Here is a 24694-nt window from a genome sequence, read left to right as displayed (position 1 = left end):
CGAGCATCGGCAGCCGGGTGCCGACGAGCAGTCGCTCGAGGACGACGCCGAGCGCGTACGTCTTGCCCGAGCCGCTCTGCCCGCACCAGAACGTGTGCCGGTTGAACCGGGAGGCCCGGAGCGTCGCGCTGCTCCCGCCCGCGGTGTCGGCGAGGGTCCCGATGGTGATGTCGCCCGTCATGCTCGCAACCTAGCGGCGCCCCGACGACGGCGCAGCGCGGGCGCGCGTACGCCACCTGCCACCACCCCTGCGAGTCCGTGGTGTCATATCCGTTGACGTGACATCATCATGGTGTCATGGTTGGTGTCATGGAACTTCACGGATACGTCGACGAACTCCAGCGCCAGCTCGTGGCGGCAGCCGAGGCCGCCGGGGACGAGGCCCGCGCCGTCGCGGAACGGCTCGTCCTGCCGCTCGACGCCGCCACCCGGCTCGTCCTGCTCGAGGCGCTCTCCGAGGCCGCGGGCGAGATCAGCGCCGAGCTCGCGCCGGGCGGCGTCGACGTGCGGCTGCGCGGGCGCGAGCCCGAGTTCGTCGTCAACGCGCCCGTCGCCCCGGCCTTCGCCGAGCGTGACACCACGCCGACACCACTCGCGCCCGCCGTGACGTCGCCGGTCGCGACCCAGCCGAGCGCCGTCGTCGACGACGCCCCCACCACCCGCACCACGCTCCGCCTCCCCGACGCGCTCAAGACACAGGTCGAGGCGGCCGCCGTCCGCGACGGCGTCTCGCTCAACACCTGGCTCGTCCGGGCGGTCGCCGCCGCCCTCGAGACCACCCCCGCCCCCAGCCCGGCACCACGCCCGCCGTCGCCGACGGCCGCCGCGTCACCGGCTGGGCCCGGTAGGCAACCCGACGTCCGACCATCACACGCCAGTCCGACCATCACGCAGCAAGGGGAAAGACCATGACCGTCCAGACCAGCACCCCCGCCCCGCAGCAGTTCCCGACACCCGGTCCCGTGGTCCTCGACGCCGAGCTCGCCTGGGCGCGGCTCGACGTCGTCGCGAGCGAGCGGGACGACACCGTCGTCACCGTCACGCCCCACCGCCCCGACCGCAGCGGCGACGCCCGCCTCGCCTCCGAGACGACCGTCGAGCTCGCGGACGGCGTCCTCCGGATCCGCACGCCGCGCTCGTGGCGGTTCAACCCGCTCGGCCCCTCCAAGGACTCCGTCGACGTGCTCGTCGAGCTGCCCGAGGGCTCCGAGCTCCGCGGTCGGCTCGCCGCGGGCAACCTCGTGACGCGCGGCGCCCTCGGCGCGGTCACGTTCCGCACCTCCGCGGGCGACCTGCGCGTCGACGAGGCCGGCCCGCTCGAGCTGCAGAGCTCCGCCGGGGCGATCACCGTCGGCCGGGCCACCGGAGCGGTCACGCTGACCGCGGCAGTCGGAGCGGTCCGGGTCCGGGAGATCGCCGGCGACGCGACCGTGAAGTGCCACAACGGCTCCACGATCGTCGGCGAGATCACCGGCACCCTCGCCGTCCGGAGCGCCCACGCCGACGTCACCGTCGAGAACGCGCGCGGCGACGTCGAGATCAAGGGCAGCTACGGCCAGACCGTCGTCGAGCGCATCGACCGCGGCCAGGTCCGGGTCGAGTCCGGCTACGGCTCGATCGACATCGGCGTCCCCGAGGGCGTCGCCGCGTGGCTCGACCTCGGCAGCACGAGCGGGTCCGTCCGCAGCGAGCTCGAGCCGTCGTCGGCCCCGTCCGCCGACGACGCCGACAGCCCGACCGTGGAGATCCACGCCCAGACGAGCTGGGGCGACGTCACCGTCCGCCGCCCGCGCCCCTGACCACCCCCGCGAAGTAGTACGGCCGCCGTACTACTTCGGCGAAAGGCACCCGTACTCACCCAGGCCGCCCGGCCCCCTCGGCCCGCGGCACGGTTTCGCACACCCTGAATCAGGACCGACATGCCCGTGATGAGAGGAATCACCATGCTTCCCAGCGCAGCACCGGCCATCGAGGTCGAGCACCTCCGCCGGTCCTACGGCGACCACGTCGTCCTCGACGACGTCTCGCTCACCGTCCCCGCCGGCAGCGTCTACGCGCTTCTCGGCCCCAACGGCGCCGGCAAGACGACGCTCGTGTCCACCCTCGCGACGCTCCTTCGCCCCGACTCGGGGACGGCGCGGGTCGCGGGGTACGACGTCGTCCGCTCGGCCGACGCGGTCCGCGACGCCATCGGCGTCACCGGCCAGCTCTCCGCCGTCGACGACCTGCTCACCGGCACCGAGAACCTCCGGCTCATGGCGGACCTGCTCCACCTGCCCCGGGCCGAGGGACGTCGTCGGGCCGCGGAGCTGCTCGAGCTCTTCGGCCTCACCGAGTCCGCCGACCGCACCGCCGCCACCTACTCGGGCGGCATGACCCGCAAGCTCGACCTCGCCATGACCCTCGTCGGCGGACCCAGCGTGATCTACCTCGACGAGCCGTCCACCGGCCTCGACCCGCGCAGCCGGCGCGAGCTGTGGGACATCGTCCGGGAGATCGTCGCGGACGGCACGACCATCCTCCTCACCACGCAGTACCTCGAGGAGGCGGACCAGCTCGCCGACACCGTCGGCGTGCTCGACTGCGGCCGGATCGTCGCCGAGGGGACGCCCGCCGAGCTCAAGCGCCGGGTCCCGGGCGGGCACGTCCGGGTCGGGGTCGCCGACCCTGCTCAGCTCGACGCCGTGACCCGCGCCTTCCCCGACGCCGTCCGCGACGACGCCACCCTCAGCGCCCGCATCCCCAGCGGCGACGAGCTGGCGGCCGTCCGCGGCGTGCTCGACCGCCTCGAGGACGCCGGCGTCACCTCGGCGAGCATCAGCGTCGAGACCCCCGACCTCGACGAGGTCTTCCTGTCCCTCACCCGGCCCGCCGGCGCCACGGCGTCCGTCGCGAAGGAGCTGTCATGACCACCGCACCGAGCACGCTCGCGCCGTCCCACCCCGCACCCGCGGCCCGACGACGCCCCTCCACCGCGTGCGACTGGGTCACCATGCTGCGGCGCAACCTCCTGCACGTCCTGCGGTACCCCGGCCTCACGGTCTTCGTGATCGGCGGCCCGATCCTGTTCCTCCTGCTGTCCGTGTACGTGTTCGGCGGGACGCTCGGCGCCGGTCTCCCGGCCGACGTGCTCGCCCTCACCGGCGGCGAGACGGACCGCGCGGCCTACCTCGCGTTCGTCGCACCCACGATCCTGGTCATGGCGATCGCGGGGGCCGCGTCGGGGGCCGCGATCTCCGTGTCGATGGACGTGACGCGCGGCATCGCGTCGCGGTTCCGGACCATGCCCGTCTCACGCGGCTCGATCATCGGCGGGCACGTGCTGGCGGTGACGATCGAGGCCGTCCTGACGTCCGCCGTCGTGCTCGGGCTGGCGCTCGTCATGGGCTACCGGCCGGCGGCCACCCCGCCGACTGGCTCGCCCTGCTGGGCGTCGTCGTCCTGCTGTCGTTCGCGATCGTGTGGCTCGGCGCCGCGTTCGGGCTCGTCGCGAAGAGCGTCGAGACCGCGAGCAACCTGCCGATGGTCCTCATCCTCCTGCCGTTCCTCGGCAGCGGGTTCGTGCCCGTCGACTCGATGCCGGGGTGGCTGGCCTGGTTCGCCGAGCACCAGCCGTTCACGCCGTTCATCGACACGGTCCGCGGGCTCCTGGCCGGGTCGGTCGAGACGTCCGACGTCGTCGCGACCGCGATCTGGGCCGTCGTCATCGGGGTCGGGTCGTACGTGTGGGCGCTGGCGCTGTTCCGCAAGGAGCGCGCCGCCGCCTGACCACGGCGCTCTCACGAGGCGGGCGAGCTGGAGCCGGGGTGCGGCGTCGGACGCGCGGACGGACGCTGGACGGGAAGGGGTCGACCGCCGTCGCGGGCAACCTTCCGAAGACGAAGGAGGAGCGTCATGACGAGCGTGAGCATCATCGGGGCCGGCGGGATGGCCCGGGCGATCGCGGGGGTCGCGCTGGCCGCCGGTGCGGACCTTCAGGTGGTGAGCCGGGCACCCGAGGAGGCCCGCGCGGTGACCACGGAGCTCGGCGACGGCATCCCCGGTGCCCTCGGAGACCCGTTGGCCGGGGAGATCGTCGTGCTCGCGCTCCCGTTCGCGGCCGCGACGGAGGTCGCCGCGCAGCAGCGTGACGCGCTCGCGGGCCGGGTCGTCGTCGACATCACCAACCCGGTGGACTTCTCGACGTTCGACGCGCTCGTCGTCCCGGCCGACTCGTCGGCCACGGCGGTGATCCAGGAGGCCGCGCCCGACGCGAGGGTCGTCAAGGCGTTCAGCACCACGTTCGCGGCGGCGCTGGCGCGGGGCACGCTCGCCGGCGCGCCCCTGACGGTGCTCGTCGCCGGCGACGACGGCGGCGGCCGCCAGGCCGTCGTCGACCTCGCGAACGCGGCGGGCCTGCGGGGCGTCGACGCGGGCGGCCTGAAGCGCGCGCGTGAGCTCGAAGCGCTCGGCTTCCTCCAGATGACGCTGGCGTCGTCGGGAGCGACCGCGTGGGACGGGGGCTTCGCGCTCGTCGCCCCGTGACGTCACCGTCGACGGGCAGAAGGTCCGGCGCGTCGTGATCGTGTCGAACGACGCCCGCAACCGGGCTGCGCAGCGCTCGGGGCGTGGGGTCCTGACGATCGTGCCGCTGACGACCAACGTCGCCCGCGTCCTGCCGTTCCAGGTGCTCGTACCGGCCGGGACCGCCGGCCTGGACCGCGACTCGAAGGCGCAGGCCGAGCAGGTCCGCTCGCTCGACGTGGAGCGGTTCGTCGGCCGGGCCGGTGCGCTCGACGCCCTCACCCTGGCCGCGCTGGACGAGGCGCTGCTGCTGCATCTCGGCCTCGGCCGCTAGCAAGGCGACCCGTCGGATCTTCACGCAAGATTGCGCAAAAAACTCACAGTTCGATGACGGTTCCGTGCTTGCACCTTGTGGTGTTCCTGCGCGCGGGCCTACGCTCGCCCCAGCCCGCGACGACGCGGCTGCGGCCCGAGCGGCCGCCGGCTCCACCGAGAGAAGACGAGTCGACGATGACACGACAGCTCCCCGGCCCGGCCGGTCACGACGACGCGCGGTCACCGCCCGCGCCGTCGCGACGACCGCGGCCCTGACGACGGCGATCGGTCTGGCCGCCACCACGGGCGGCACGGCGCTCGCCCACGGCACACCGTCCACGCCCGCCCCCACCAAAGTCACGACGGCGGGCATCGACCCGTCCCTCACGACGGGGCGCGGCGCATCCCTCGGCGTCACCGAGTACGAGGCCGAGAACGCGGCCACGAACGGCACGGTCATCGGGCCGGGCCGTGACGCCTACACGCTTCCCGCCGAGGCCTCCGGGCGCTCCGCGGTGAGCCTCGCCCGCGGCCAGTACGTCGAGTTCACGCTCGCGAAGGCCACGAACGCCCTCACGGTCCGCTACTCGATCCCGGACGCGCCGAAGGGCGGTGGGATCACCTCCCCGCTCACGGTGACGTCGTCGGGCAAGAGCCTGCTACCGCTGAACAAGACGATCACGCTCACCTCGCAGTACGCGTGGCTCTACAACGCGTACCCGTTCACCAACGACCCCACCCTCACGACGTCCATCCAGCCCGACTGGTGGACCGTGGAGTGCAACTGCTCCCCCGGCACGACGACGACGTTCGCCGCGCCGTTCCGGCCCAACCACTTCTACGACGAGCAGCGGGTGCTCCTCGGCCGGACCCTCCCGGCGGGGACGACGGTCCGTCTCGCGGTGCCGAAGAACGCGACGGCCGCCACCACCACCACGATCGACCTCCTCGACACCCAGCAGGTCGCCGCCCCCAAGTTCGACCTGATCGCCGCGAACGTCCTGTTGTTCGGCGCCGACCCGACCGGCAAGCGCGACTCCGCACCGGCGATCGAGAAGGCCATCGCGTTCGCCAAGAAGGCGCACCTCAAGGTCTACATCCCGGCGGGCACCTACCAGGTGAACCGGCACATCGTCGTCGACGACGTGACGATCGAGGGCGCCGGCTCCTGGTACACGATCATCAAGGGCCACCAGGTCACGCTCGACAAGCCCGCGGCCGACGGCTCCGTCCACACCGGCGTCGGCTTCTACGGGAAGTCCGCGGCCGACGGCGGCTCGAAGAACGTGCACCTGTCCGGGTTCGCGATCGAGGGCGACGTCCGCGAGCGCATCGACACCGACCAGGTCAACGGGATCGGCGGGGCGCTGAGCAACTCGTCGATCGACGGCCTGTACATCCACCACACCAAGGTCGGCATCTGGCTCGACGGCCCGATGAAGAACCTCACGATCACGAACAACGTCATCGCCGACCAGATCGCCGACGGCCTGAACTTCCACACGGGGGTCACGGGCTCGGTCGTGCGCAACAACTCGTTCCGCAACACGGGCGACGACGCGATGGCGATGTGGTCCGACGGCACCGAGGACGCGAACGACACGTTCGACCACAACACCGTCCAGACGCCGGCCCTCGCGAACGGCATCGCGCTGTACGGCGGCCGGGATCTCACGGTGTCGAACAACCTCGTGTCCGACCCGATCCGCGAGGGCTCGGCGATCCAGATCGGCTCCCGCTTCGGCGCGACCGCGTTCGCGGGGACGATCGCTGTCGCGGACAACACGACGGTGCGCGGCGGCCCGCTCGAGCTGAACTGGGACTTCGGGCTCGGCGCGCTGTGGATCTACGCGCTCGAGAAGAGCATCGACGCCGACATCGAGATCACCGGCGACCACTTCCTCGACAACACGTACGCGGCGCTCATGGTGGTGTCCGACTACGGCGTCAAGGACCAGGTCTCGGTGCCGAACGTCCACATCAAGGACGTCCGCGTCGACGGTGCCGGCACCGACGTGCTCATCGCCCGGGCCGCGGGCCACGCCACGATCCAGAACACCGACGTCCGCAACATCGGGTGGTGGGGCGTGAACAACTGCGGTTCGTTCAACTTCACGGCCGCGGGCTCCGAGTTCGGCATCGACGACCTCGGCGGCAACGACGGCGTGGACACGAACGAGTTCCACGCCGGCACCAACTGGCTCGCCCCGTACACGCCGAACGCGATCACGTGCAACGACCGGCCCACGGTCGTCGCGCCGCCCGCGCCCTCGACGTGGGTGCAGCCGACGCACGGGCTCTGACCCGCTGACCCGGCGCCGTCGGGCGGGGCTCCCCTCCCGCCCGACGGCCTCGGAGCGCTGGGAAACCGTCAGGATCGGGCGGGCCGGTGTGACAAGGTGGCCGGATGCGCTACGTCGTCGTCGGCGCAGGCGCGATCGGCGGGACTCTCGCCGCACGCCTCGCCCAGCACTCACCCGCCCACCCGCCCCTGCTCGTCGCGCGCGGCGCGACCGCGGACACGATCGAGCGATCCGGCTACCGGCTCCGCTCCCCCGACGACGACGTCACCGTCCGCGTCGAGGTCGCCCGCACCCCGGCCGAGGCCCGGCTGCGCACCGACGACGTGCTCGTGCTGGCCACGAAGACGCACCAGGCGCCCGCCGCCCTGCAGACGTGGGTCGACGCGCCGGTCGTCGCGGCCGACGCCGACCCCGACGACCCGCCGGTCGGCACCGCCGGCGAGCTGCTCCCGATCCTCGCCCTGACCAACGGCGTCGCCGCCGAACGCATGGCGCTGCGGCTCTTCGAACGCGTGCTCGGCGCGTGCGTGTGGCTGCCCGCGACCCACCTCGTCGCCGGCGAGACCGCGGTACGGATCGCGCCGCACAGCGGCACGTTCATCGTCGGCGCCTACCCGCCCGGCGCTCCCCGCCCCTCCGACGACGCCGACCGGGCCATCCTCGACACCCTCGCCGACGACTGGGGTGCGGCGACGTTCACGGTGCACGCCGTGGACGACGTCCTGCGCTGGAAGCACCGCAAGCTCCTGCAGAACCTCGCGAACGCGCTCCAGGCGCTGCTCGGCGCCGACGGTGCGATCGGACCGATCGGGCCGCTCGCCTCGCGGCTGGTGGCGGAGGCCGAGGGCGTGTACCGCGCGTCGGGCATCGCGTGGGCGACCGACGCCGAGGAGGACGCCTGGCGCGGGGACGTGTTCGACGTGCGGCCCGTCCCGGGGATGCCCGACGTCGTCGGCGGCTCGTCGTGGCAGTCGGTGGCGCGCGGCGACGGGTCCATCGAGACCGACTACCTCAACGGTGAGATCGTCCTGCTGGCGCGGCTCGCCGGGATGCCCGCGCCGCTCAACGCGACGGTCCAGCGCTTGGCGCGCCAGGCCGCCGTCGACCGCCGCCCGCCCAGCTCGATGACCCCCGACGACCTCGCCCGGCTCCTCGACCTCGCCGAAGGAGGCCTCCCGACGGGGTAGGTCGCGAAGTAGGGCTCCCGGAGGCCTACGTCGCGAGGTCTGGACCGATGAGTTCGGGCGGCCGCGGCGGTCATCTCCAGCAACGACGACGAGAGGCAGGACACATGGGAACGGTGACGTGCGGGATGGCGGTGTCGCTCGACGGGTACGCCGCGGGGCCCGACCAGAGCGTCGAGAACCCGATCGGGGTGGACGGCGTCGCGAAGCTCATGGCGCCGTGGATGTTCGACGAGGCCGGCCAGCACGACGCGGAGATCGCGTCGCTCACGACCGCGGGCGCGTACGTGATGGGCCGCAACATGTACGGCCCGGTGCGCGGCGGCTGGGACGACGACGAGCGCTTCCGCGACTGGCGCGGCTGGTGGGGTGACGAGCCGCCGTACCACGCGCCGGTCTTCGTGCTCACGCACCACCCGCACGACAGCATCGAGATGGAGGGCGGGACGACCTTCCACTTCGTGACGGACGGTGTCGAGGCGGCGCTGCGGCGCGCGCAGGAGGTCGCGGGCGACCGGCCCGTCGACGTGTCGGGCGGCGCGTCGACCGTGAACCAGTTCCTCGCGGCCGGGCTGATCGACGAGCTGTGGCTGCACGTCGTCCCGCGGACCCTCGGCGCCGGCGAGCGGCTGTTCGAGGGGTCGGACCGCTCGAGCTCGAGCTGCTCGAGTCCCGCGTGACCCCGTCCGTCTCGCACCTGCGCTACCGCGTCCGGCACTGACCGCGCCTGGTCGGGGCCGGGGGTCTAGCGTCGGGAGCGTGACGTCCAAGAGGCCGGCCCTCGACGAGCCCGAGCCGTTCGCGGACGACCGCGAGCTGCTCCTCGGCTGGCTCGCGTTCCACCGCGACGCCCTCGCGCGCAGCTGCGCCGACCTCACCCCGGAGCAGCTCGTCGAACTGTCGGTGCCGCCGTCGGACCTGTCGCTGCTGGGGCTCGTGCGGCACCTGACCGAGATGGAGCACTGGTACCTCGAGGGCGCGCTCGGCCCCGCGCCCGTCGAGCCGCTCTACTGTCCCGACGACGACCCGGACGGCGACATCCTCGGCATCAACGCGACCATGGTCGAGCCGTCGATGACGCGGTGGCGCGAGAAGCAGCGCACGGTCGACGCGCTGCTCGCGCGGCACAGCCTCGAGGACCCGACGCGCTCGGGCGCCCGGTCCGTGCGGTGGTGCGTCGTCAAGGTGCTCGAGGAGTACGCGCGCCACAACGGCCACGCCGACCTGCTGCGCGAGCGGATCGACGGGGCCGTCGGCGATTAACCGACTGCCGCCTGGGAAGCGAGGGCCACGGGAGGCGAGACCTGACGAGCGGACTGTCCGACGAGGACCTCGACGCCCTGATCGGCATCGTGGCGGGCGTCTCAGCGGCGCTGCAGGTGAGGGAGCACGAACCCGAGCAGTTCGACGCGAACCGCGCCGGCCTGCTCGACCACCTCCTCGCGCGCTTCGAGCAGGACACCGGGCGCCTGCCCCTGCCGACGTCGTCAGGCACGCTCGGCGCGGCGGAGCAGCTCGTCGAGCGCCTGCGCGAGGCGCGCGGGGAGTACGACGGCGTCGGACGCTCCTGAGACAACGTCGTGGCGGCACTCGACGAGATCTTCGATCGCCTCACGCAGGGCTGGCCCGCGTCGCGGCCGGCCTGAGCCTGCCGACGCCCCGCGAGATGATGGGCCTATGGCTGCTGCACGCTCGGCGTCCCGCTGGTCCCTGTGGTCGCAGGACAGCGTCCTGTCCATCGCCTCGAACGGCTCCGTCCTGTCGATCGGGTCCGTCGGCTCGGTCCTGTCGTTCGCGTCGGTGGGCTCGTTCGCGTCGTCGTCGTCGATCGGCTCCGCGATGTCCTGGCTGTCGATCGGGTCGTTCCAGTCGGCGGCGTCAGTGCTGTCGGGGCAGTCGAACCGGTCCGTCCTCTCGTGGCAGTCGAACCACGCGGTCCGGGGCCACCGGGAGGACGGCGCGGTCCGCGGCCCGCTGGGCGCCGTCGTCGTCGCCGGGGTGGCGCTGACCGTGGCGGCGACCGTCGCGGCCACGCTGCCCCCGACCCTCCGCGGCCGCGGCCGCGCCGCACGCGCGACGAGCCGGTTCGACCCCGAGGCCCACGCGCTCCGATGAGTCACCCGTCCGGGTCGGGTCTACCCGGGCAGGACGGCGGAAGGACGACCATGGCACGCCTGCGGTACCTCATGCTCGTGTCCCTCGACGGCTACGCGGTCGACGCGGACGGCCGCTTCGACTGGGCCATGCCCGACGAGGAGCTCCACGCCGCGGTGAACGACCAGAGCCGCGACGTCGGGACGTACCTGTACGGGCGGCGCATGTACGAGGTGATGACGCCCTGGCAGACGATCGCCCCCGACCACCCGGCGCCCGGCGAGCCCGAGGAGGACTCGGCCGCCGTCCGTGACTTCGCGCGGATCTGGCGGGCGGCCGACAAGATCGTGTACTCGGCCACGCTCGACGACGTCTCGACGCCCCGGACGGACCTCGTCGAGCGCTTCGACCCGGACGAGGTGCGCGCGCTCGTCGCTGCGGCGGACCACGACGTGGCGGTCGGTGGGCCGACGCTCGCCGCGGCCGCGTTCGCCGCGGGCCTCGTCGATGCGGTGAGCCTGTGCGTGTTCCCCGTGAGCGTCGGCGGGGGCCTGCCCGCGCTGCCTCGCGACCAGCGCGTGGACCTGCGGCTCACGGGCGTGCGGCGGTTCGCGTCGGGCGTCGTGCAGCTCGACCACGACGTCATCGCGAACTGACTCCGCGCGAAATCCGGGCCCCGGCCCGCGCCGTCGTGAGGCACACTGGACGGGCCGGTCGCGCCGCGACCGAGGACACCGACGGACGAGGAGCGAGCGGATGCAGGGCGTCACCGCAGGTTGTGGGGTGGCCGCGACGGCCTGCTCGGGCAGTCCGTCGGCCCGCCCCGTGCGCTGACCCGGCCTTTCCCGGCCACCGGTCACGGGCGCACGACGCGGGCCGTGTCGTCGTCCTCCCGCGCTCCCGCCGTCCGCCTGCCGCGGTCAGCGAGGTGAGCGCCGCCGTCGTCTCTTCGACACGTTGCCGCGTGCCCGGGCGACGGCGCCCGACCGACCGGAAAGCACCCCCATGCACCCCTTGACCGAGAAGCAGATCCGCGCGTCGTTCGTGAACGCGTCGCGCCGCGAGGCCGCCCAGGCCACGATCCCCGACCTGTCCGCCCTGGACTGGGATCGCCTCGACTACCTGGGCTGGGTCGACCGCAAGGCCCCGCTGCTCGCGTACGCCGTGGTCCCGGGCACCGCGCTCGACGGCGGCCCCACCGGCGTGCTGCTGCGCGCCACCGACCCCGCGCTCCGGACCCGGCGCAGCGGCGTCTGCGCGTGGTGCGAGGACGTCGTCCACACCGAGGACGTGTCGCTCTACGTCGCGCGCCGCGCCGGGGCCTCCGGGCGCCGCGGCAACACCGTCGGCACCCTGCTGTGCACGGAGTTCCTGTGCTCGCGCAACGTGCGGCGCCGTCCGACGCTCGCCGAGACGGGACGGGACGACGCCGACCTTCGCGCCGCGGTGATCGAGCGGCGGATCGCGGGCCTGCAGGAACGTTCGGCCCGGTTCCTGGCCGAGGTGCTGCGGACCGAGTGACAGCGGGCCGCCGGGTCGGGGGTATCGACAGGGTTGACTGTGCAGTTATCCCTGCCTATTGTCGTGGGGTGACCACCTCGCCCGACCCGGCCCTCGCCGACGACGCCGCGCGCACCGCCCGCGAGCTGCGCTCCGTCGTCGGGCAGCTGCGCCGGCGGCTGCTCGAGATGTCCGACAACCACGAGCTCACCCCCTCGCAGACCGCGCTGCTCAGCCGACTCGGCAAGCACGGTCCCGCGACGGCGAGCGTGCTCGCGAGCGCCGAGCGCGTGCGACCCCAGTCGGTCGCGGCGACCCTCGGCGTCCTCGAGGAGCGCGGCTACGTGCTCCGCACCCCCGACCCCGACGACGGCCGCCGTCAGCTCGTCACCCTCACGCCCGCGGGGCAGGAGGTGTTCGAGGGGCGCCGCCAGGCCGGCCACGAGTGGCTCACCCAGGCCCTGCACGACGGCCTCGACGCCGACGAGCGTCACACCCTCGCCGAGGCCATCGCCCTCATGGAGAGACTGATCCGCTCGTGACGTCGCTGCTGCACCGCGGCCGGGCGCAGTCGGAGCACGCCACTCCGCCCGCGCGACCCGACCGCTTCGACCGCCGGCTCATCGCGCCGATGATCCTGGGGTCGATCCTCAACCCCATCAACTCGTCGATGCTGGCGGTCGCGCTCGTGCCGATCGCCACCGCGTTCGGCGTGGCCTCGTCGCAGACGGCGTGGCTCGTGACCGCGCTCTACCTCGCGACCGCCGTCGGGCAGCCCGTGGTCGGCCGGCTGATCGACATGTTCGGGCCGCGCACCCTGTTCCTCGTCGGCACGGGGCTCGTGGGCGTCGCCGGAGTCCTCGGCGCGGTCGCCCCGAACCTCGGCGTGCTGATCCTCGCGCGCGTGCTCCTCGGCTTCGGGACGTGCGCCGGCTACCCCGCGTCGATGTACCTCATCCGCAGCGAGTCGAAGCGCACGGGCAACCCGAGCCCGAACGGCGTCCTGTCCGCGCTGACCATCTCCAACCAGGTCATCGCCGTCATCGGCCCGACGCTCGGCGGGTTCCTCGTCTCCGGCGCCGGCTGGCGGTCGGTGTTCACCGTGAACATCCCGCTGTCAGCGGCGTGCCTCGTCCTCGGGTCGCTCTGGCTGCCCCGCGGGCTCGGTTCCGCCGACGACGGCGCAGCCACGGGCGCGGGCGGTCGCCGCCCCGGCGGCATCGACCTGGCCGGGATGGTGCTGTTCTCGGGTGCGCTCGTCGCGCTCATGCTCTTCGTCATGGACCCGCACGCCTCGGACGCGTGGCTGCTCGGCGTGGCAGCCGTCGTCGGCGGAGGGTTCGCCTGGCGCGAGCTGCGCGCCGTCGTCCCGTTCGTCGACCTGCGGGTCCTCGGCGGGAACGTCCCCCAGCTCGCCACGTACGCCCGACAGTTCCTCGCCGCGACCGTCCAGTACTCGCTGCTCTACGGGTTCACCCAGTGGCTCGAGGCCGGGCGCGGGCTCAGCGCGTCCGGGGCCGGGCTGCTGCTCATGCCGATGTTCGCGTCCGCGATCGTCGTGACCGCGATCACCGGTCGGCGGGCGGCCGTGCGCGGCAAGCTCGTCGCGGGCGGGATCTTCCAGGTCCTCGTCTGCGCGGGCCTGCTGCTCGTCTCCGGGGACACCGCGATCTGGTTCCTCGTCGCGATCGGGCTCGTGTTCGGCCTGCCGCAGGGCCTCAACGGCCTCGCCAACCAGAACGCCCTCTACCACCAGGCCGAGCCCGCCCGGATGGCGTCCGCCGCCGGCCTGCTCCGGACGTTCGCCTACGTGGGTGCGCTCGCGTCGTCGGCCGCGACGGCCGCGTTCTTCGGCGAGCGCGCGACGACCGGCGGCTTGCACGACCTCGCCTGGTTCACGCTCGGCTGCGGCGTCGTGTTCCTGGCCCTCGTGCTCGTCGACCGGTCGCTGACCCGCATCGGGCGCACGACGACGAGCGCCGCCTCCTGACCTGCACCCACCGTACGGACCGCACCACCACGAAAGGCACCACCCTCATGGCAGTCACCACTCTCGACCCGAAGTCTGCGCTCGTCGTCATCGACCTGCAGAACGGCATCGCGTCGATGCCGACCCAGCCGCACGCCGCGAGCGACGTGATCGCTCGCACCGTCCGCCTCGCCGAGGAGTTCCGCGCCCACGACCTGCCCGTCGTCCTGGTGCGCGTCAGCTTCTCCGGGCCCGACGACGTCCCCGGCCGCACCGAGGCCGCCCGCGGCGCCGGCACGGCCACGCCCCGGCCCGAGGGCTGGGACCAGGTCGTCGACGTGCTCGCGCCGCTCGGCGACGCCGTCGTCACCAAGCACAACTGGGGCGCCTTCCACGGTACCAACCTGGACGTCCAGCTCCGCCGTCGCGGCGTCACGCAGATCGTCCTCACCGGCATCGCGACCAGCATCGGCGTCGAGTCGACCGCCCGCGCCGCCTACGAGCACGGCTACCACGTGACCGTGGTGACGGACGCCGTCGGCGACCGCAGCCTCGAGGCCCACGAGAACAGCGTCAGCCGCATCTTCCCGCGCCTCGGCGAGACCGGGACGACGGACGAGGTGCTCGCCCTCCTCCCCTGAGCCTCGCGGTCTACTTCGCGAGGATCTCGTCGGCGTTGTCGGCGATCCACCCCATGAGCGGGAGCAGGTGGGCCACGAGCCCCCGACCCCGGTCGGTCAGCGCGTAGTCGACGCGCGGCGGGACGCTCGGGGTCACGGCACGGTCCACGATGCCGTCGGCCTCGAGCGTCCGCAGCGTCTGGGCGAGCATCTTCTCGCTGATGCCCTCGACGACGCGACGCAGCTCGCCCCAGCGCATGGAGCGCTCCGAGAGCGCGACGAGCAGCAGGACGCCCCACCGGCTGGTGACGTGGTCGAGCACGATCCGGCTCGGGCACGCGGCGGCGAGCTTGCCGTCCGTGAGCAGTCGATCCAGCACGCTGACCTCGTTACTTACCGTCATATTCGTACCTTACTTCGAAGTGGGTACCGAAGTTCGGGAAGGTACCCCGCACGGGCGCGGTTGGCACCGACGAGATACTCATCCACCGAGAGGAACGTCATGTCGATCGTCGTCACCGGAGCCACCGGACACCTGGGCCGCCTCGCCGTCGAGGGGCTCGTCGCCGCGGGCACCGACCCGTCCACCGTGGTCGCCGCCGGACGCAATCCCGAGCGCCTCGCCGACCTCGCGTCGCGGCACGGGGTCCGCACCGCCGTCGTCGACTACGCCGACCCGTCGAGCCTCGAGACCGCGTTCGCGGGTGCCGACGTGCTCCTGTTCGTGTCCGGCTCCGAGGTGGGGCAGCGGGTCGCCCAGCACACCGCGGTGATCGACGCGGCCGTCGCGTCCGGCGTCGGGCGCGTCGTCTACACGAGCGCCCCGCACGCCGACACGAGCGAGCTCGTCCTCGCCCCCGAGCACAAGGCCACCGAGGAGGCGCTGCGCGCGTCAGGGCTGACGTGGACGATCCTCCGCAACAACTGGTACACGGAGAACTACGCCGGGACGCTCGCCCAGGCCCGCGCGACCGGCGAGGTCGTGACGAGCACCGGCGACGGCCGGGTCGCGAGCGCGACGCGCGCCGACTACGCGGCCGGCGCCGTCGCCGTCGTGCTCGGCGAAGGGCACGAGAACCGGGTCTACGAGCTGTCGGGCGACGTCGCATGGAGCTTCGACGAGTTCGCCGCGACCGCGTCCGAGGTGCTCGGCGTGCCGGTGGCACACCGGAACGTCACGGCCGACGAGCAGCTCGAGATCCTGCGCGGGGCGGGGCTGGACGACGGTACGGCCGGCTTCGTCGTCGCCCTCGACCAGGGCATCGCGCGCGGCGACCTCGCCGACGCGACGGACGACCTGCGCACCCTGATCGGCCGCCCGACGACGCCGCTGGCCGACGCCCTCCGCGCCCTCCTCTGACCTTCCTCGCCGAAGTAGACCGGGGCCGTACTTCATCGCGAAGTAGTACGGCCGCCGGTCACTTCGGCGCGGGGACGCGGCGGGCTCGGGCGCGCGGGCGGGACCGAGCCGGGCCCAGGCGGCGTCGAGGGCGTCGTGCGCCGCCCGCGCGTCGAGCCCCAGCTGCGCGGCGACGACGACGAGCGCTTCGGCCGCCGCGTCGAGGTCGGCACGGGCGGCGGCGCGCCCAGGCCCGGGAGCGGGCGTGAGCACGACCGTCCCGTGCCGGCCCCGCGTCTCGACGAGCCCGTCGCGCGCGAGCGCGTCGTAGACCTTGTTGACGGTGCCGCGGGCCAGGCCCAGGTCGGCCGCGAGGTCCCGTACCGACGGCAGCCGAGCCCCCGGTTCCAGACCGCCCGACAGCACGAGCCGCTCGATCTGCCCGCGGAGCTGCTCGAACACGGGCACGGGGGAGGTGGCGTCGATCCGGACGATCACGACGGCACCGCCTCCGGCCCGACGACGCCGGCCCAGGCGCCCCCCGCGACGAACGACCGCGGGGGCCGGGGAGACGCCCGGTGGAGTGCCCACCCCGTCACGGCGAGGCTCCCGACCGCGAGCGCCGGCCCCACCCACGCCGGGCCGCCTGACCAGGGCAGGAACGCGCAGGTCCAGCCGGCGCCGAGCGCGGCCGCGGCGAGGGCGAGCCACGCGACGGTCTCACCCGCGAAGGCGCGGAGGCGGGCGTCGACGGCGGCCGCCCGCGGGTCGTCGACGACACGTCGCCGACGCCGGACGGCCCGCAGCGTGAAGGCCGCGACGCCGACGAGCAGCGCTGTCGCGACCGCCATCAGGAGGGCGCCGAGACGTCCGGTCGCGACGGCGCAGCCCAGGCCGACTGCCACGGCCGCCCCGGCGACCGCCCACGCCGTGCGGACGAGCCCGCCCCGGGGTCCGGGCGAGCGGGGCGCGAGGGAGGCGACGGCGGGGCCGACGAGCCGCCGCAGCCGGTAGGTCTCGGCGGACAGCGCGCCGACGACGGTCCCCGCGAGAGCGCAGAAGAGGACGTCGGCGAGCGGGCTGGCCCCGCCCACGCCCGCCCGCACGGTCCCGTACCAGCGCACGCCCACGACGACGGCGAACCCGACCCCGGCGAGACCGCCGAGGACGCGGCGCGTGCGATGGCGGGCGAGGTACAGCCGGTAGACGCGCGCCTCGTCGTCGGGCACCGCGGCGGAGCCGGCCAGCCAGGCGACGTCGCGTGCGGTCACGCGGCGCGCACGGCCCACCACGGTCGCCAGGACGACCATCAGGACGGCCGTGAGGAGGAGCGCGAAGACAGCCACCGATCACCCTTCCTCATGGCACGCCCCTTGGCGCACGTTCATTGGCACACTACAGTGTGCCAATGCTGATCGCCAGGGTCGCCGACGACGGCCGCTCGCACCTCGACGCGCTCCTGCCGCGCCGGAGGAGAGGGGCTGAGGTCCTCGGCGTGGCGCTCGTCGTCACCCTGCTCGTCGCGGCCTGGATCTCGCCGCAGCTCCTGCGCCCGCGGCTCACGGACGTCCACGAGGCCACGTGGTCCGCGAAGCCCGCCGGCGTCGTCGAGACGGCGGTCGGGACCGGCGCCGACGCCTGGCCGTGGCTCGTCCTCACCGGCGTCGACGACGTCCCCGGCGCTCGCGTCGTCTCCGTGACCGCGCAGGACGGCACGACGGGCGTGGCGCTCGACCGGCTGCGCGCCAGGGACGACGCGGTCGTCGTCGTCCGGTGGCAGGTCACCGACTGCGACGCCCTCGACCCGCGGACGCAGCCCGTGGTGCACCTCCGCGGCCCGCTCGGGACCACGACGACGCAGCGCCTCCCCGCGATGGCAGGACCGGGGTTCGACCTCGAGACGCTGCGCTCGTCGGGCACGTGCTCGGGCAGATGACGTCGGCTGATCGCGCGGGTCTGGTCAACCCGACCAGACCCGCACGACAACCTCGCTCCTGACCGCCGACGCCGCGCTGCGCCGTCTCCCCGGGCTGCACACCCTCTGGTGACGCCTCGTGCCGAGATGCGGCGATCTGCAGACGGCGCTCCGCGAGACTGCGGATCGCCGCATCTCGCGAGCGACGCCGTCGGGCGGATCAGGGGACGGTGTGACCCGCCGCACGGAACATCTCGTACCACTCGGCGCGCGTGAGCGGGATCTCGGAGCCGAGGGCGGCGTCCGCGACGCGCTGCGGGGTCGTCGTCCCGAGCACGACCTGCATCTGCGCGGGGTGGCGCGTGATCCACGCGGTCGCGATCGCGATGGCCGGGACGTCGTACGTCGCGGCGAGCCGGTCGATCACGGCGTTGAGCTCGGGGTAGTCCTCGGAGCCCAGGAAGACGCCGTTGAAGAACCGCGCCTGGAACGGCGACCACGCCTGCAGGGTGATGCCGTGGAGGCGGCAGTAGTCCACGATCCCGTTGTCGCGGCTGATCGACTGGTCCAGGTCGCCCATGTTCATGGCGACGCCCTGGGCGACGGACGGCGCGTGCGTGACCGAGAGCTGGATCTGGTTCGCGACGAGCGGCTGGGTCACCGACCGCCGCAGCAGCTCGATCTGTCCGGGCGTGTGGTTGGAGACGCCGAACGCCTTGACCTTGCCCGCGGCGTGGAGCTCGTCGAAGGCCTTCGCGACGTCGTCGGGCTCGACGAGGGCGTCGGGGCGGTGCAGCAGCAGGATGTCGATGTAGTCGGTCTGCAGGGCGCGCAGCGACCCTCGACCGACTCGACGATGTGCTCGTACGAGAAGTCGAAGTACGGACCGTCGGGAACGATGCCGCACTTGGTCTGCAGGGTGATCTCGGCGCGCTCCGACGGCGTGAGCGCGAGGGCCTCGGCGAACCGCTCCTCGCACTTGTGCAGCGCACCGCCGTAGATGTCGGCGTGGTCGAAGAAGTCGATGCCCGCGTCGCGGGCGGTGCGCACGAGGGTGCGGATCTCGTCGTCGGTCTTGTCGGCGATGCGCATCATGCCGGCGACGACGTTCGGCGCGGTGATCTCGGTGCCGGGCAGGGTGATGGTCTTCATGGGGATCCTCGCTGATCGGGGGTGGGTCAGTGGGTCAGGCGGTGGCCGCGCTCAGGCGCGCGACCTCGTCGGGCGTGAGCACGAGGTCGGCCGCCTGCGCGGAGTCCTGGATGCTCGCGGGGCGCGACGCGCCAGGGATCGGCACGACGACGGGTGCGAGCGCGAGCTCCCAGGCGAGCGCGACACGGAACGGGCTGACGCCGTGCGCGGAAGCGACCTCCTGAAACGGAGCGTAGGCGTCGTCGAGGTCGCCCGCCCGCGCGAACGTGATGCCGCCGAGCGGGCTCCACGGCAGGAAGGCGATGCCGAGCTCGGCGCACAGCTCGAGCTCCGGGAGCGACGAGCGGAAGCGGGGCGAGAACTGGTTCTGCACCGACACGAGCCGGCCGCCGAGCACGTCGTTCGCCTCGCGGATCTGGTCGGGGTTCGCGTTCGAGATGCCGGCCATCTCGATGACGCCCTCGTCGAGCAGGTCGCGCAGGGCGCCGACCGAGTCCGCGTAGGGGACGGACGGGTCCGGCCGGTGGAACTGGTAGAGGCCGATGGCGTCCACGCCGAGCCGCTGGGCCGAGGCCTTGGCGGCCTCCTTGAGGTAGGCCGGGTCGCCGTTCTGGGTCCACCGGCCGTCGCCGGGACGCAGGTGGCCGCCCTTGGTCGCCACCAGGACGCCATCCGTGTCGCCGCCGTAGGTGCGCAGGGCACGTGCGATGAGCTCCTCGTTGTGGCCGACCTCGCCTGCGTCACGGTGGTACGCGTCGGCGGTGTCGATGAAGGTGACGCCGGCGTCGAGCGCGGCGTGGACGGTCGCGATCGCGCGGTCCTCGTCGGGACGGCCCTCGATCGACATGGGCATGCCGCCGAGGCCGACGGCGGAGACGGAGCGGTGTCCGATGGTGCGCTGCTGCATGTCTGCGAGCCTAGGTTCGGCGTAACCTAGAAGTCCAACAACTAGCACTGATGCCATTCAGAAGGCGGAGCGATCAATGGATCTGCGGCAGATGGAGTACCTCGTGGCGCTCGCGGACGAGCAGCAGTTCACGCGGGCCGCGGCGCTGTGCGGCGTCTCGCAGTCCGGGCTCTCCGCTGCGGTCCGCAGCCTCGAGGACGAGCTCGGCACGACGCTCTTCCACCGCACGACGCGGCGGGTCGAACCCACCGACGCCGGGCTCGCCCTGCTCCCTCACGCCCGGGCGATGCTCGCGGCGTCGACGGCGGCGAGGGACGCCGTCGTGCGGGTGACGCGCCAGGTCACCGGGACGGTCCGGGTCGGGGCCGAGCAGTGCCTCGCGGCCGTCGACCCGCCTGCGCTGCTGGAGCGGTTCCACGAGCGCTACCCGCACGTCGAGATCCACTTCACGCAGGACGGCTCGCACGACCTCCTCGCGCAGCTCCGCGCCGACGAGCTCGACGTCGCGTTCGTCGCGACCGCCGACCACCTCGGGGCGCTCGAGCGGACCCCGATCGCGAGCGAGCCGATCGTGCTGCTCGCGCCGGCGGACCACCCGCTCCCGGCTCGCGCCCGGGTCGAGTGGGAGGACCTGGACGGCCTCGACTTCGTCGACTTCCAGCGGTCCTGGGGCGTGCGACCGCTCAACGACGAGGCGTGCGAGGCCCAGGGGTGCGGCGCCGCGTGCGGTGCACGGTCAACGACATCCACACGCTGCTGGACCTCGTCCACCGGGGGCTGGGCGTGGCGCTCGTCCCTCGTCAGATCAGCGCGAAGCCACAGGCCGAGGGCCTCGCAGTCCTGCGCCTGCCCGACGCCACCACGCCGCGCTGGCAGGTCTCGGCGGTCACGGGATCGTCCGACCACGCCGTCGCGCTCGCCCCCAGGCTCCTGGAGCTCCTCGACCGCCCGGCGGCCGTCGCCGCGTGACCGGGCAGGGCCACAGGGCGACGCGACGGCGCCGGGACCCGCGCGGCCGCAGGCTTCGGGGCTAGACGACCGCCGCCTCGGGTGTCCCGAGGAGGTCGCGGTCGGCGAGCGCCCCGACGAGCCCGGCGAGCTCCGGGACGTCGGCCGCCTCGTCGAGCGCGCCCGCGAGGGCACGGTCGTGGGTGGGCTGCGCGTCGGCGAGAAGCCGCTCCCCGCGGGCGTGAGCTCGGTGTAGATGCCGCGACGGTCGTCGGCGCAGAGGATGCGCGTGAGGAGTCCGCGGTCCTCGAGGCGGGTCACGAGCCGGGTGGTGGCAGACGCGCTGAGGGCGGCCGCGCGCGCGAGCTGCTGCATGCGCATGTGCCAGCCGTCCTGGCGAGAGAGGGCGTCGAGCACCGTGTACTCGACGACGGACAACCCGTGCTCACTCTGGAGCGCGCGCTCCAGGTCGGCCTCGATGAGCCCGTGCAGGGCGGCGAGCGTGCGCCAGCCGCGCGCCCTGATCTCCACCGCGTCGTCCGCGATCCCCATGTCGAACACCTCGTCCCGTGTGACACCCAGCATACCGCTTGCGCGTTTATCCCGCGTGTGCAACTATCTAATACAGCGCGTCTGCAACTACTGCACACGCCTTTTATCCGCCAACGCAGTTGGCATCCTCGATCATCCCGGAGCTGTCGTCATGCCTCTCGCACTGCTCGCGCTCGCCGTCGGCGGGTTCGGCATCGGGCTTACCGAGTTCGTCATCATGGGCCTCCTCCCCGAGGTAGCCTCCGACCTCGACGTCACCGAACCCGTCGCCGGCTACCTCATCTCGGGGTACGCCCTCGCGGTCGCCGTCGGGGCCGTCGCCCTGACCGCGGCCGTCACGCGGTTCGACCGCAAGACCGTCCTCGTCGGCCTCATGGGGTTGTTCGTCGCCGGGAACCTGCTGTCCGCGCTCGCCCCCGGGTACGAGACGCTGCTCGCCGGGCGCGTGCTCGCCGCTCTGTGCCACGGAGCGTTCTTCGGGATCGGCTCGGTCGTGGCCGCCGGTCTCGTCGCGCCGGAGCGGCGCGCGTCCGCGATCGCCCTCATGTTCTCCGGCCTGACCGCGGCCAACGTCCTCGGCGTCCCCTTCGGAACGTTCCTCGGGCAGCAGCACGGCTGGCGCGCGACCTTCTGGGCCATCACCGCCATCGGCGTCGTCGCGCTCGTCGGCATCGTCGTGCTGGTTCCCTCGACCCGCGACGCCGCGCGCCCCGCCTCGCTCCGCACCGAGCTCACGGCGTTCCGGTCCCCGCAGGTCTGGTGGAGCGTCGTCGTGACCGTCCTCGGCTACGGCGGGATGTTCGGCGCCTTCACCTACATCGCCTACACGCTCACCGAGGTGTCAGGGTTCGCCCCGGCGACGGTCCCGTGGCTGCTCGTGCTGTTCGGCGCCGGGCTGTTCGTCGGGAACTACGCCGGCGGGCGCCTCGCCGACCGCGCCCTCGCCCCCACCCTGCTCGGCCTCTTCGCCGCACTGACCGTCGTCCTCGCGGTGTTCGCGGCGACGGCGTCCAACCCGGTCGCAGCGATAGTCGGGCTCGTCCTCATGGGGGTGTTCGGGTTCGCCACCGTGCCGGGGCTGCAGATGCGCATCATGGGCCACGCCACGCAGGCGCCCACGCTCGCCTCCGGCGCCAACATCGCCGCGTTCAACGTCGGCAACGCGTTCGGGGCCTGGGTCGGCGGGCTCACCATCACCCTCGGCCTCGGCTACGCCGCGCCCCTCGGCGCAGGCGCCCTGGTCACGCTCGCCGGCCTCGCCGCGCTCGCCGTCGCGACGCTGCTCGAACGCCGCGCCATCCACCACGACGCACCCACCCCGGCGCTGTCGACCGCCTCCTGACCCACCAGCCCCCGGAGAAGAACCATGAGCACCATGCCCCACGTCAGCCTCGCCGGACGCACCCCCATGCCGCAGCTCGGCTTCGGCGTCTTCCAGGTGCCCGACGACGACACCGCCGCCGCCGTGTCGGCCGCCCTCGAGGCCGGGTACCGTTCCGTCGACACGGCCGCGATCTACGGCAACGAGCGCGGCGTCGGACGCGCGCTGGCCGCGTCGGGCCTGTTCCGCGACGAAGTCTTCGTCACCAGCAAGCTGTGGGTCGACGACCTGGGGCCCGGCCAGGTCCGACACGCCTACGAAGCGACGCTCGAGCGTCTCGGTCTCGACGCCCTCGACCTGTACCTCGTCCACTGGCCTGCCCCGGGTCGCGGTGAGTACGTCGGCGCGTGGGAGCAGCTCCTCGAGCTGCGCGCCGCCGGGCTGGTGCGCGAGGTCGGCGTCTCGAACTTCGAGCCCGCCCACCTCGACGCGCTGCGGGCCGCGACCGGCGAGCTGCCGCCGATCAACCAGGTCGAGCTCCACCCCGCGCTCCAGCAGCGCGAGCTGCGCGCCTACCACCGGGAGCACGGGATCCTCACCGAAGCATGGAGCCCGCTCGCGCAGGGCGCCGTCCTCGACGACCCCGCGATCGCCCGGATCGCCGCCGCGCACGACGTCACCCCCGCCCAGGTCGTCCTCCGCTGGCACCTCCAGTCCGGGAACGTCGTGATCCCCAAGTCCGTCACCCCGGCACGGATCGCCACAAACCTCGACGTGCTCGGGTTCGAGCTCGACGCCGACGAGCTCGCCGCCGTCGACGCCCTCGACGCCGGGCACCGCACGGGACCGCACCCGGACCTGTTCAACGGCTGACGCCCTCCAGCCGCCCTCGTGGCCGCCCATCCGAGAGCGTCGTCGGATTGTCGCCAGACCTCATGACGGCCCCCTGCTGTGCTGGAGCCCGGACGGTCGCCCGACCCGGGGGCCGCGGACGACAGGCGGACCTGATCGTGAAGATCGCACTCGTGACCGGTGGCACCCGGGGGATCGGGCTGGCGTCCGCCAGGCGGCTGGCCCGCGACGGCGCGCACGTCGTGGTCGCCGCGCGGCGGCCCGAGGCCGTGAGGAGGCAGCGGACCAGCTCGTACGAGACGGCTACGCGGCGAGCAGCGTCATGCTGGACGTCACCGAGCCGGCCTCCGTGCGGGCAGCCGCCGCCCAGGTCGCCGCGCGGTTCGGGCGTCTCGACGTGCTCGTCAACAACGCAGGCACCCTCCCGGAGGCGAGCCCGCCGACCCGGCGGAGGTGGTCGACCTGGCGATGTTCGAGCAGACGTACGCGACCAACGTCCTCGGCCCGGTCGCCGTCGTCGAGGCCTTCCTCCCCTGCTCCGCCGCAGCCCGGCCGGACGGATCGTCAACGTCTCGAGCACCGTAGGGTCGCTCGCGCACCAGACCGACCCGGAGTCACCCTGGCACGCCATGATCGTTCCGGCCTACCAGTCGTCCAGGGCCGCCCTCAACGCGATCACGCTCGTGGTCGCCAAGGCGCTCGCAGACACCTCGATCAAGGTCACCTCCGTGTGCCCAGGCTGGGTGCAGACGGACCTGGCCCCGGGCAACCGCGAGCAGGCGCCTGTCACGCCGGAGCAGGCCACCGAGGTCGTCCACCGCGCCGCGACCCTGGCCGTGACGGACCCGTCGGGCACCTTCGTCGACGCGGACGGGACCGTGCGCTGGTGATCAGCGGCCGGCAGCCGCCACCGGCGCGAGCTCGAGCTCCGCGATCCCGCTGAGGTCGACGCGCACCCGGCCGGGCGTCGCGACGTAGCGCAGCAGCACCGCCTCGCACGACGGGCACCGCCCGACGACGCCCGGCCCGTGCGCCCACACCATGAGCGCGGCGAAGGGTCCGGCGTCCCCGCACGCGCGGCACCGGACGAGCGCCGTCGTGATCTCGGTGACGAACACGGCCGCGAGCGCCCCCGCGACGGCGTTCCCGTCGACGTGCCCGTCGCTCGGATCGAGGGGGCCGCGCTCCTCGAGAAGCGTCCCGTCCTGGGTCATGGCGGT

At 73.4% G+C, this 24694-nt stretch carries 26 protein-coding genes and 8 pseudogenes; 26 read left to right on the top strand and 8 right to left on the bottom strand.

Going from position 1 to position 24694, the window contains the following annotated elements:
* Positions 1-25 precede the first annotated feature (25 nt).
* Positions 26-181: pseudogene (locus QQK45_RS08335) on the bottom strand (ATP-binding protein); the annotation flags it as partial.
* A gap of 128 nt (positions 182-309) precedes the next feature.
* Between QQK45_RS08335 and QQK45_RS08330 the strand changes: the two are divergent.
* The 18 genes and pseudogenes from QQK45_RS08330 (at position 310) to QQK45_RS08245 (ending at position 14509) form a co-directional block, all read left to right on the top strand.
* Positions 310-912: a histidine kinase gene (locus tag QQK45_RS08330; protein ID WP_284292858.1), complete on the top strand. Its 603-nt coding sequence runs from the start codon at positions 310-312 to the stop codon at positions 910-912.
* On the top strand, positions 909-1799 hold the full coding sequence (locus QQK45_RS08325; RefSeq protein WP_284292857.1) for a DUF4097 family beta strand repeat-containing protein: 891 nt from the start codon (positions 909-911) through the stop codon (positions 1797-1799). The genes QQK45_RS08330 and QQK45_RS08325 overlap by 4 nt, the downstream gene beginning before the upstream one ends.
* A gap of 144 nt (positions 1800-1943) precedes the next feature.
* Positions 1944-2909: an ATP-binding cassette domain-containing protein gene (locus QQK45_RS08320; RefSeq protein ID WP_284292856.1), complete on the top strand. Its 966-nt coding sequence runs from the start codon at positions 1944-1946 to the stop codon at positions 2907-2909.
* Positions 2906-3343: pseudogene (locus QQK45_RS22040) on the top strand (ABC transporter permease); the annotation flags it as partial. The gene QQK45_RS08320 and the pseudogene QQK45_RS22040, both read left to right, overlap by 4 nt.
* Before the next feature lie 116 nt (positions 3344-3459).
* Entirely contained in the window at positions 3460-3768 is a 309-nt protein-coding gene (locus QQK45_RS08310; protein WP_284292854.1) for an ABC transporter permease, read from the top strand.
* 126 nt (positions 3769-3894) lie between these two features.
* On the top strand, positions 3895-4524 hold the full coding sequence (locus QQK45_RS08305) for an NADPH-dependent F420 reductase (RefSeq protein ID WP_284292853.1): 630 nt from the start codon (positions 3895-3897) through the stop codon (positions 4522-4524).
* A gap of 28 nt (positions 4525-4552) precedes the next feature.
* Positions 4553-4837, top strand: a pseudogene (locus tag QQK45_RS08300) (type II toxin-antitoxin system PemK/MazF family toxin); the annotation flags it as partial.
* A gap of 64 nt (positions 4838-4901) precedes the next feature.
* Positions 4902-7121 (top strand): right-handed parallel beta-helix repeat-containing protein, encoded by a 2220-nt coding sequence (locus tag QQK45_RS08295; RefSeq protein ID WP_284292852.1) that lies wholly within the window; start codon positions 4902-4904, stop codon positions 7119-7121.
* A gap of 104 nt (positions 7122-7225) precedes the next feature.
* On the top strand, positions 7226-8308 hold the full coding sequence (locus tag QQK45_RS08290) for a ketopantoate reductase family protein (RefSeq protein ID WP_284292851.1): 1083 nt from the start codon (positions 7226-7228) through the stop codon (positions 8306-8308).
* A gap of 104 nt (positions 8309-8412) precedes the next feature.
* Complete coding sequence (locus tag QQK45_RS08285; RefSeq protein WP_348525179.1) at positions 8413-8985, top strand: dihydrofolate reductase family protein; 573 nt, start codon at positions 8413-8415, stop codon at positions 8983-8985.
* A gap of 79 nt (positions 8986-9064) precedes the next feature.
* On the top strand, positions 9065-9568 hold the full coding sequence (locus QQK45_RS08280; RefSeq protein WP_284292850.1) for a DinB family protein: 504 nt from the start codon (positions 9065-9067) through the stop codon (positions 9566-9568).
* Between the two features lie 116 nt (positions 9569-9684).
* Entirely contained in the window at positions 9685-9876 is a 192-nt protein-coding gene (locus QQK45_RS08275) for a hypothetical protein (protein WP_284292849.1), read from the top strand.
* 106 nt (positions 9877-9982) lie between these two features.
* Positions 9983-10420, top strand: a complete 438-nt coding sequence (locus QQK45_RS08270; RefSeq protein WP_284292848.1) for a hypothetical protein — start codon at positions 9983-9985, stop codon at positions 10418-10420.
* Between the two features lie 50 nt (positions 10421-10470).
* Positions 10471-11055 carry a dihydrofolate reductase family protein gene (locus QQK45_RS08265; protein ID WP_284292847.1) on the top strand — a complete coding sequence of 195 codons (585 nt, stop codon included), beginning with the start codon at positions 10471-10473 and terminating at the stop codon, positions 11053-11055.
* Positions 11056-11404: 349 nt separating this feature from the next.
* Entirely contained in the window at positions 11405-11920 is a 516-nt protein-coding gene (locus QQK45_RS08260; protein WP_284292846.1) for an FBP domain-containing protein, read from the top strand.
* 68 nt (positions 11921-11988) lie between these two features.
* Positions 11989-12441, top strand: coding sequence for a MarR family winged helix-turn-helix transcriptional regulator (locus QQK45_RS08255; RefSeq protein WP_284292845.1), 453 nt, complete (start codon positions 11989-11991; stop codon positions 12439-12441).
* Entirely contained in the window at positions 12438-13889 is a 1452-nt protein-coding gene (locus tag QQK45_RS08250; RefSeq protein ID WP_284292844.1) for an MFS transporter, read from the top strand. Before QQK45_RS08255 ends, QQK45_RS08250 begins: the two co-directional genes overlap by 4 nt.
* 47 nt (positions 13890-13936) lie before the next feature.
* Positions 13937-14509 carry an isochorismatase family protein gene (locus tag QQK45_RS08245; protein ID WP_284292843.1) on the top strand — a complete coding sequence of 191 codons (573 nt, stop codon included), beginning with the start codon at positions 13937-13939 and terminating at the stop codon, positions 14507-14509.
* A gap of 10 nt (positions 14510-14519) precedes the next feature.
* On the opposite strand, the gene QQK45_RS08240 is transcribed toward QQK45_RS08245, so the two are convergent.
* The gene (locus QQK45_RS08240; protein ID WP_284292842.1) at positions 14520-14891 is read right to left on the bottom strand and encodes a winged helix-turn-helix transcriptional regulator; all 372 of its coding nucleotides are present in this window, start codon (positions 14889-14891) and stop codon (positions 14520-14522) included.
* A 99-nt stretch (positions 14892-14990) separates the two neighbouring features.
* Here QQK45_RS08240 and QQK45_RS08235 point away from each other — a divergent pair, with 99 nt between their 5' ends.
* Positions 14991-15848: an SDR family oxidoreductase gene (locus QQK45_RS08235; RefSeq protein ID WP_284292841.1), complete on the top strand. Its 858-nt coding sequence runs from the start codon at positions 14991-14993 to the stop codon at positions 15846-15848.
* A 261-nt stretch (positions 15849-16109) separates the two neighbouring features.
* Here QQK45_RS08235 and QQK45_RS08230 read toward each other — a convergent pair.
* Both QQK45_RS08230 and QQK45_RS08225 read right to left on the bottom strand, forming a co-directional pair.
* Positions 16110-16289 (bottom strand): annotated as a pseudogene (locus tag QQK45_RS08230) (GntR family transcriptional regulator); the annotation flags it as partial.
* A gap of 32 nt (positions 16290-16321) precedes the next feature.
* Entirely contained in the window at positions 16322-17173 is an 852-nt protein-coding gene (locus QQK45_RS08225) for a hypothetical protein (protein ID WP_284292840.1), read from the bottom strand.
* 62 nt (positions 17174-17235) lie between these two features.
* Here QQK45_RS08225 and QQK45_RS08220 point away from each other — a divergent pair, with 62 nt between their 5' ends.
* Positions 17236-17763, top strand: coding sequence for a hypothetical protein (locus QQK45_RS08220; RefSeq protein ID WP_284292839.1), 528 nt, complete (start codon positions 17236-17238; stop codon positions 17761-17763).
* Between the two features lie 199 nt (positions 17764-17962).
* Here QQK45_RS08220 and QQK45_RS08215 read toward each other — a convergent pair.
* Together QQK45_RS08215 and QQK45_RS08210 are read right to left on the bottom strand one after the other, a co-directional pair.
* Positions 17963-18894, bottom strand: a pseudogene (locus QQK45_RS08215) (aldo/keto reductase).
* Positions 18895-18928: 34 nt separating this feature from the next.
* On the bottom strand, positions 18929-19801 hold the full coding sequence (locus tag QQK45_RS08210; RefSeq protein ID WP_284292838.1) for an aldo/keto reductase: 873 nt from the start codon (positions 19799-19801) through the stop codon (positions 18929-18931).
* A gap of 76 nt (positions 19802-19877) precedes the next feature.
* On the opposite strand from QQK45_RS08210, the pseudogene QQK45_RS08205 reads away from it, so the two are divergent.
* Both QQK45_RS08205 and QQK45_RS08200 read left to right on the top strand, forming a co-directional pair.
* A pseudogene (locus QQK45_RS08205) lies at positions 19878-20636 on the top strand (LysR family transcriptional regulator); the annotation flags it as partial.
* On the top strand, positions 20525-20770 hold the full coding sequence (locus tag QQK45_RS08200; RefSeq protein WP_284294981.1) for a LysR substrate-binding domain-containing protein: 246 nt from the start codon (positions 20525-20527) through the stop codon (positions 20768-20770). The pseudogene QQK45_RS08205 and the gene QQK45_RS08200, both read left to right, overlap by 112 nt.
* A gap of 61 nt (positions 20771-20831) precedes the next feature.
* On the opposite strand, the pseudogene QQK45_RS08195 reads toward QQK45_RS08200, so the two are convergent.
* Positions 20832-21301, bottom strand: a pseudogene (locus QQK45_RS08195) (MarR family winged helix-turn-helix transcriptional regulator).
* Between the two features lie 151 nt (positions 21302-21452).
* Between QQK45_RS08195 and QQK45_RS08190 the strand changes: the two are divergent.
* The 4 genes and pseudogenes from QQK45_RS08190 (at position 21453) to QQK45_RS08175 (ending at position 24364) form a co-directional block, all read left to right on the top strand.
* Positions 21453-22643 carry an MFS transporter gene (locus tag QQK45_RS08190; protein WP_284292837.1) on the top strand — a complete coding sequence of 397 codons (1191 nt, stop codon included), beginning with the start codon at positions 21453-21455 and terminating at the stop codon, positions 22641-22643.
* A gap of 24 nt (positions 22644-22667) precedes the next feature.
* Positions 22668-23495: an aldo/keto reductase gene (locus tag QQK45_RS08185; RefSeq protein WP_284292836.1), complete on the top strand. Its 828-nt coding sequence runs from the start codon at positions 22668-22670 to the stop codon at positions 23493-23495.
* 62 nt (positions 23496-23557) lie between these two features.
* Positions 23558-23850: pseudogene (locus tag QQK45_RS23100) on the top strand (SDR family NAD(P)-dependent oxidoreductase); the annotation flags it as partial.
* A gap of 157 nt (positions 23851-24007) precedes the next feature.
* Positions 24008-24364: an SDR family NAD(P)-dependent oxidoreductase gene (locus QQK45_RS08175; RefSeq protein ID WP_284294980.1), complete on the top strand. Its 357-nt coding sequence runs from the start codon at positions 24008-24010 to the stop codon at positions 24362-24364.
* On the opposite strand, the gene QQK45_RS08170 is transcribed toward QQK45_RS08175, so the two are convergent.
* Positions 24365-24688, bottom strand: coding sequence for a DUF6510 family protein (locus QQK45_RS08170; RefSeq protein ID WP_284292835.1), 324 nt, complete (start codon positions 24686-24688; stop codon positions 24365-24367).
* Between the last annotated feature and the right edge of the window lie 6 nt (positions 24689-24694).

This window comes from Luteimicrobium album, assembly GCF_030161555.1.
Lineage (GTDB): Bacteria > Actinomycetota > Actinomycetes > Actinomycetales > Cellulomonadaceae > Luteimicrobium > Luteimicrobium album.
This window is presented reverse-complemented; position numbering and strand designations above follow the sequence as displayed.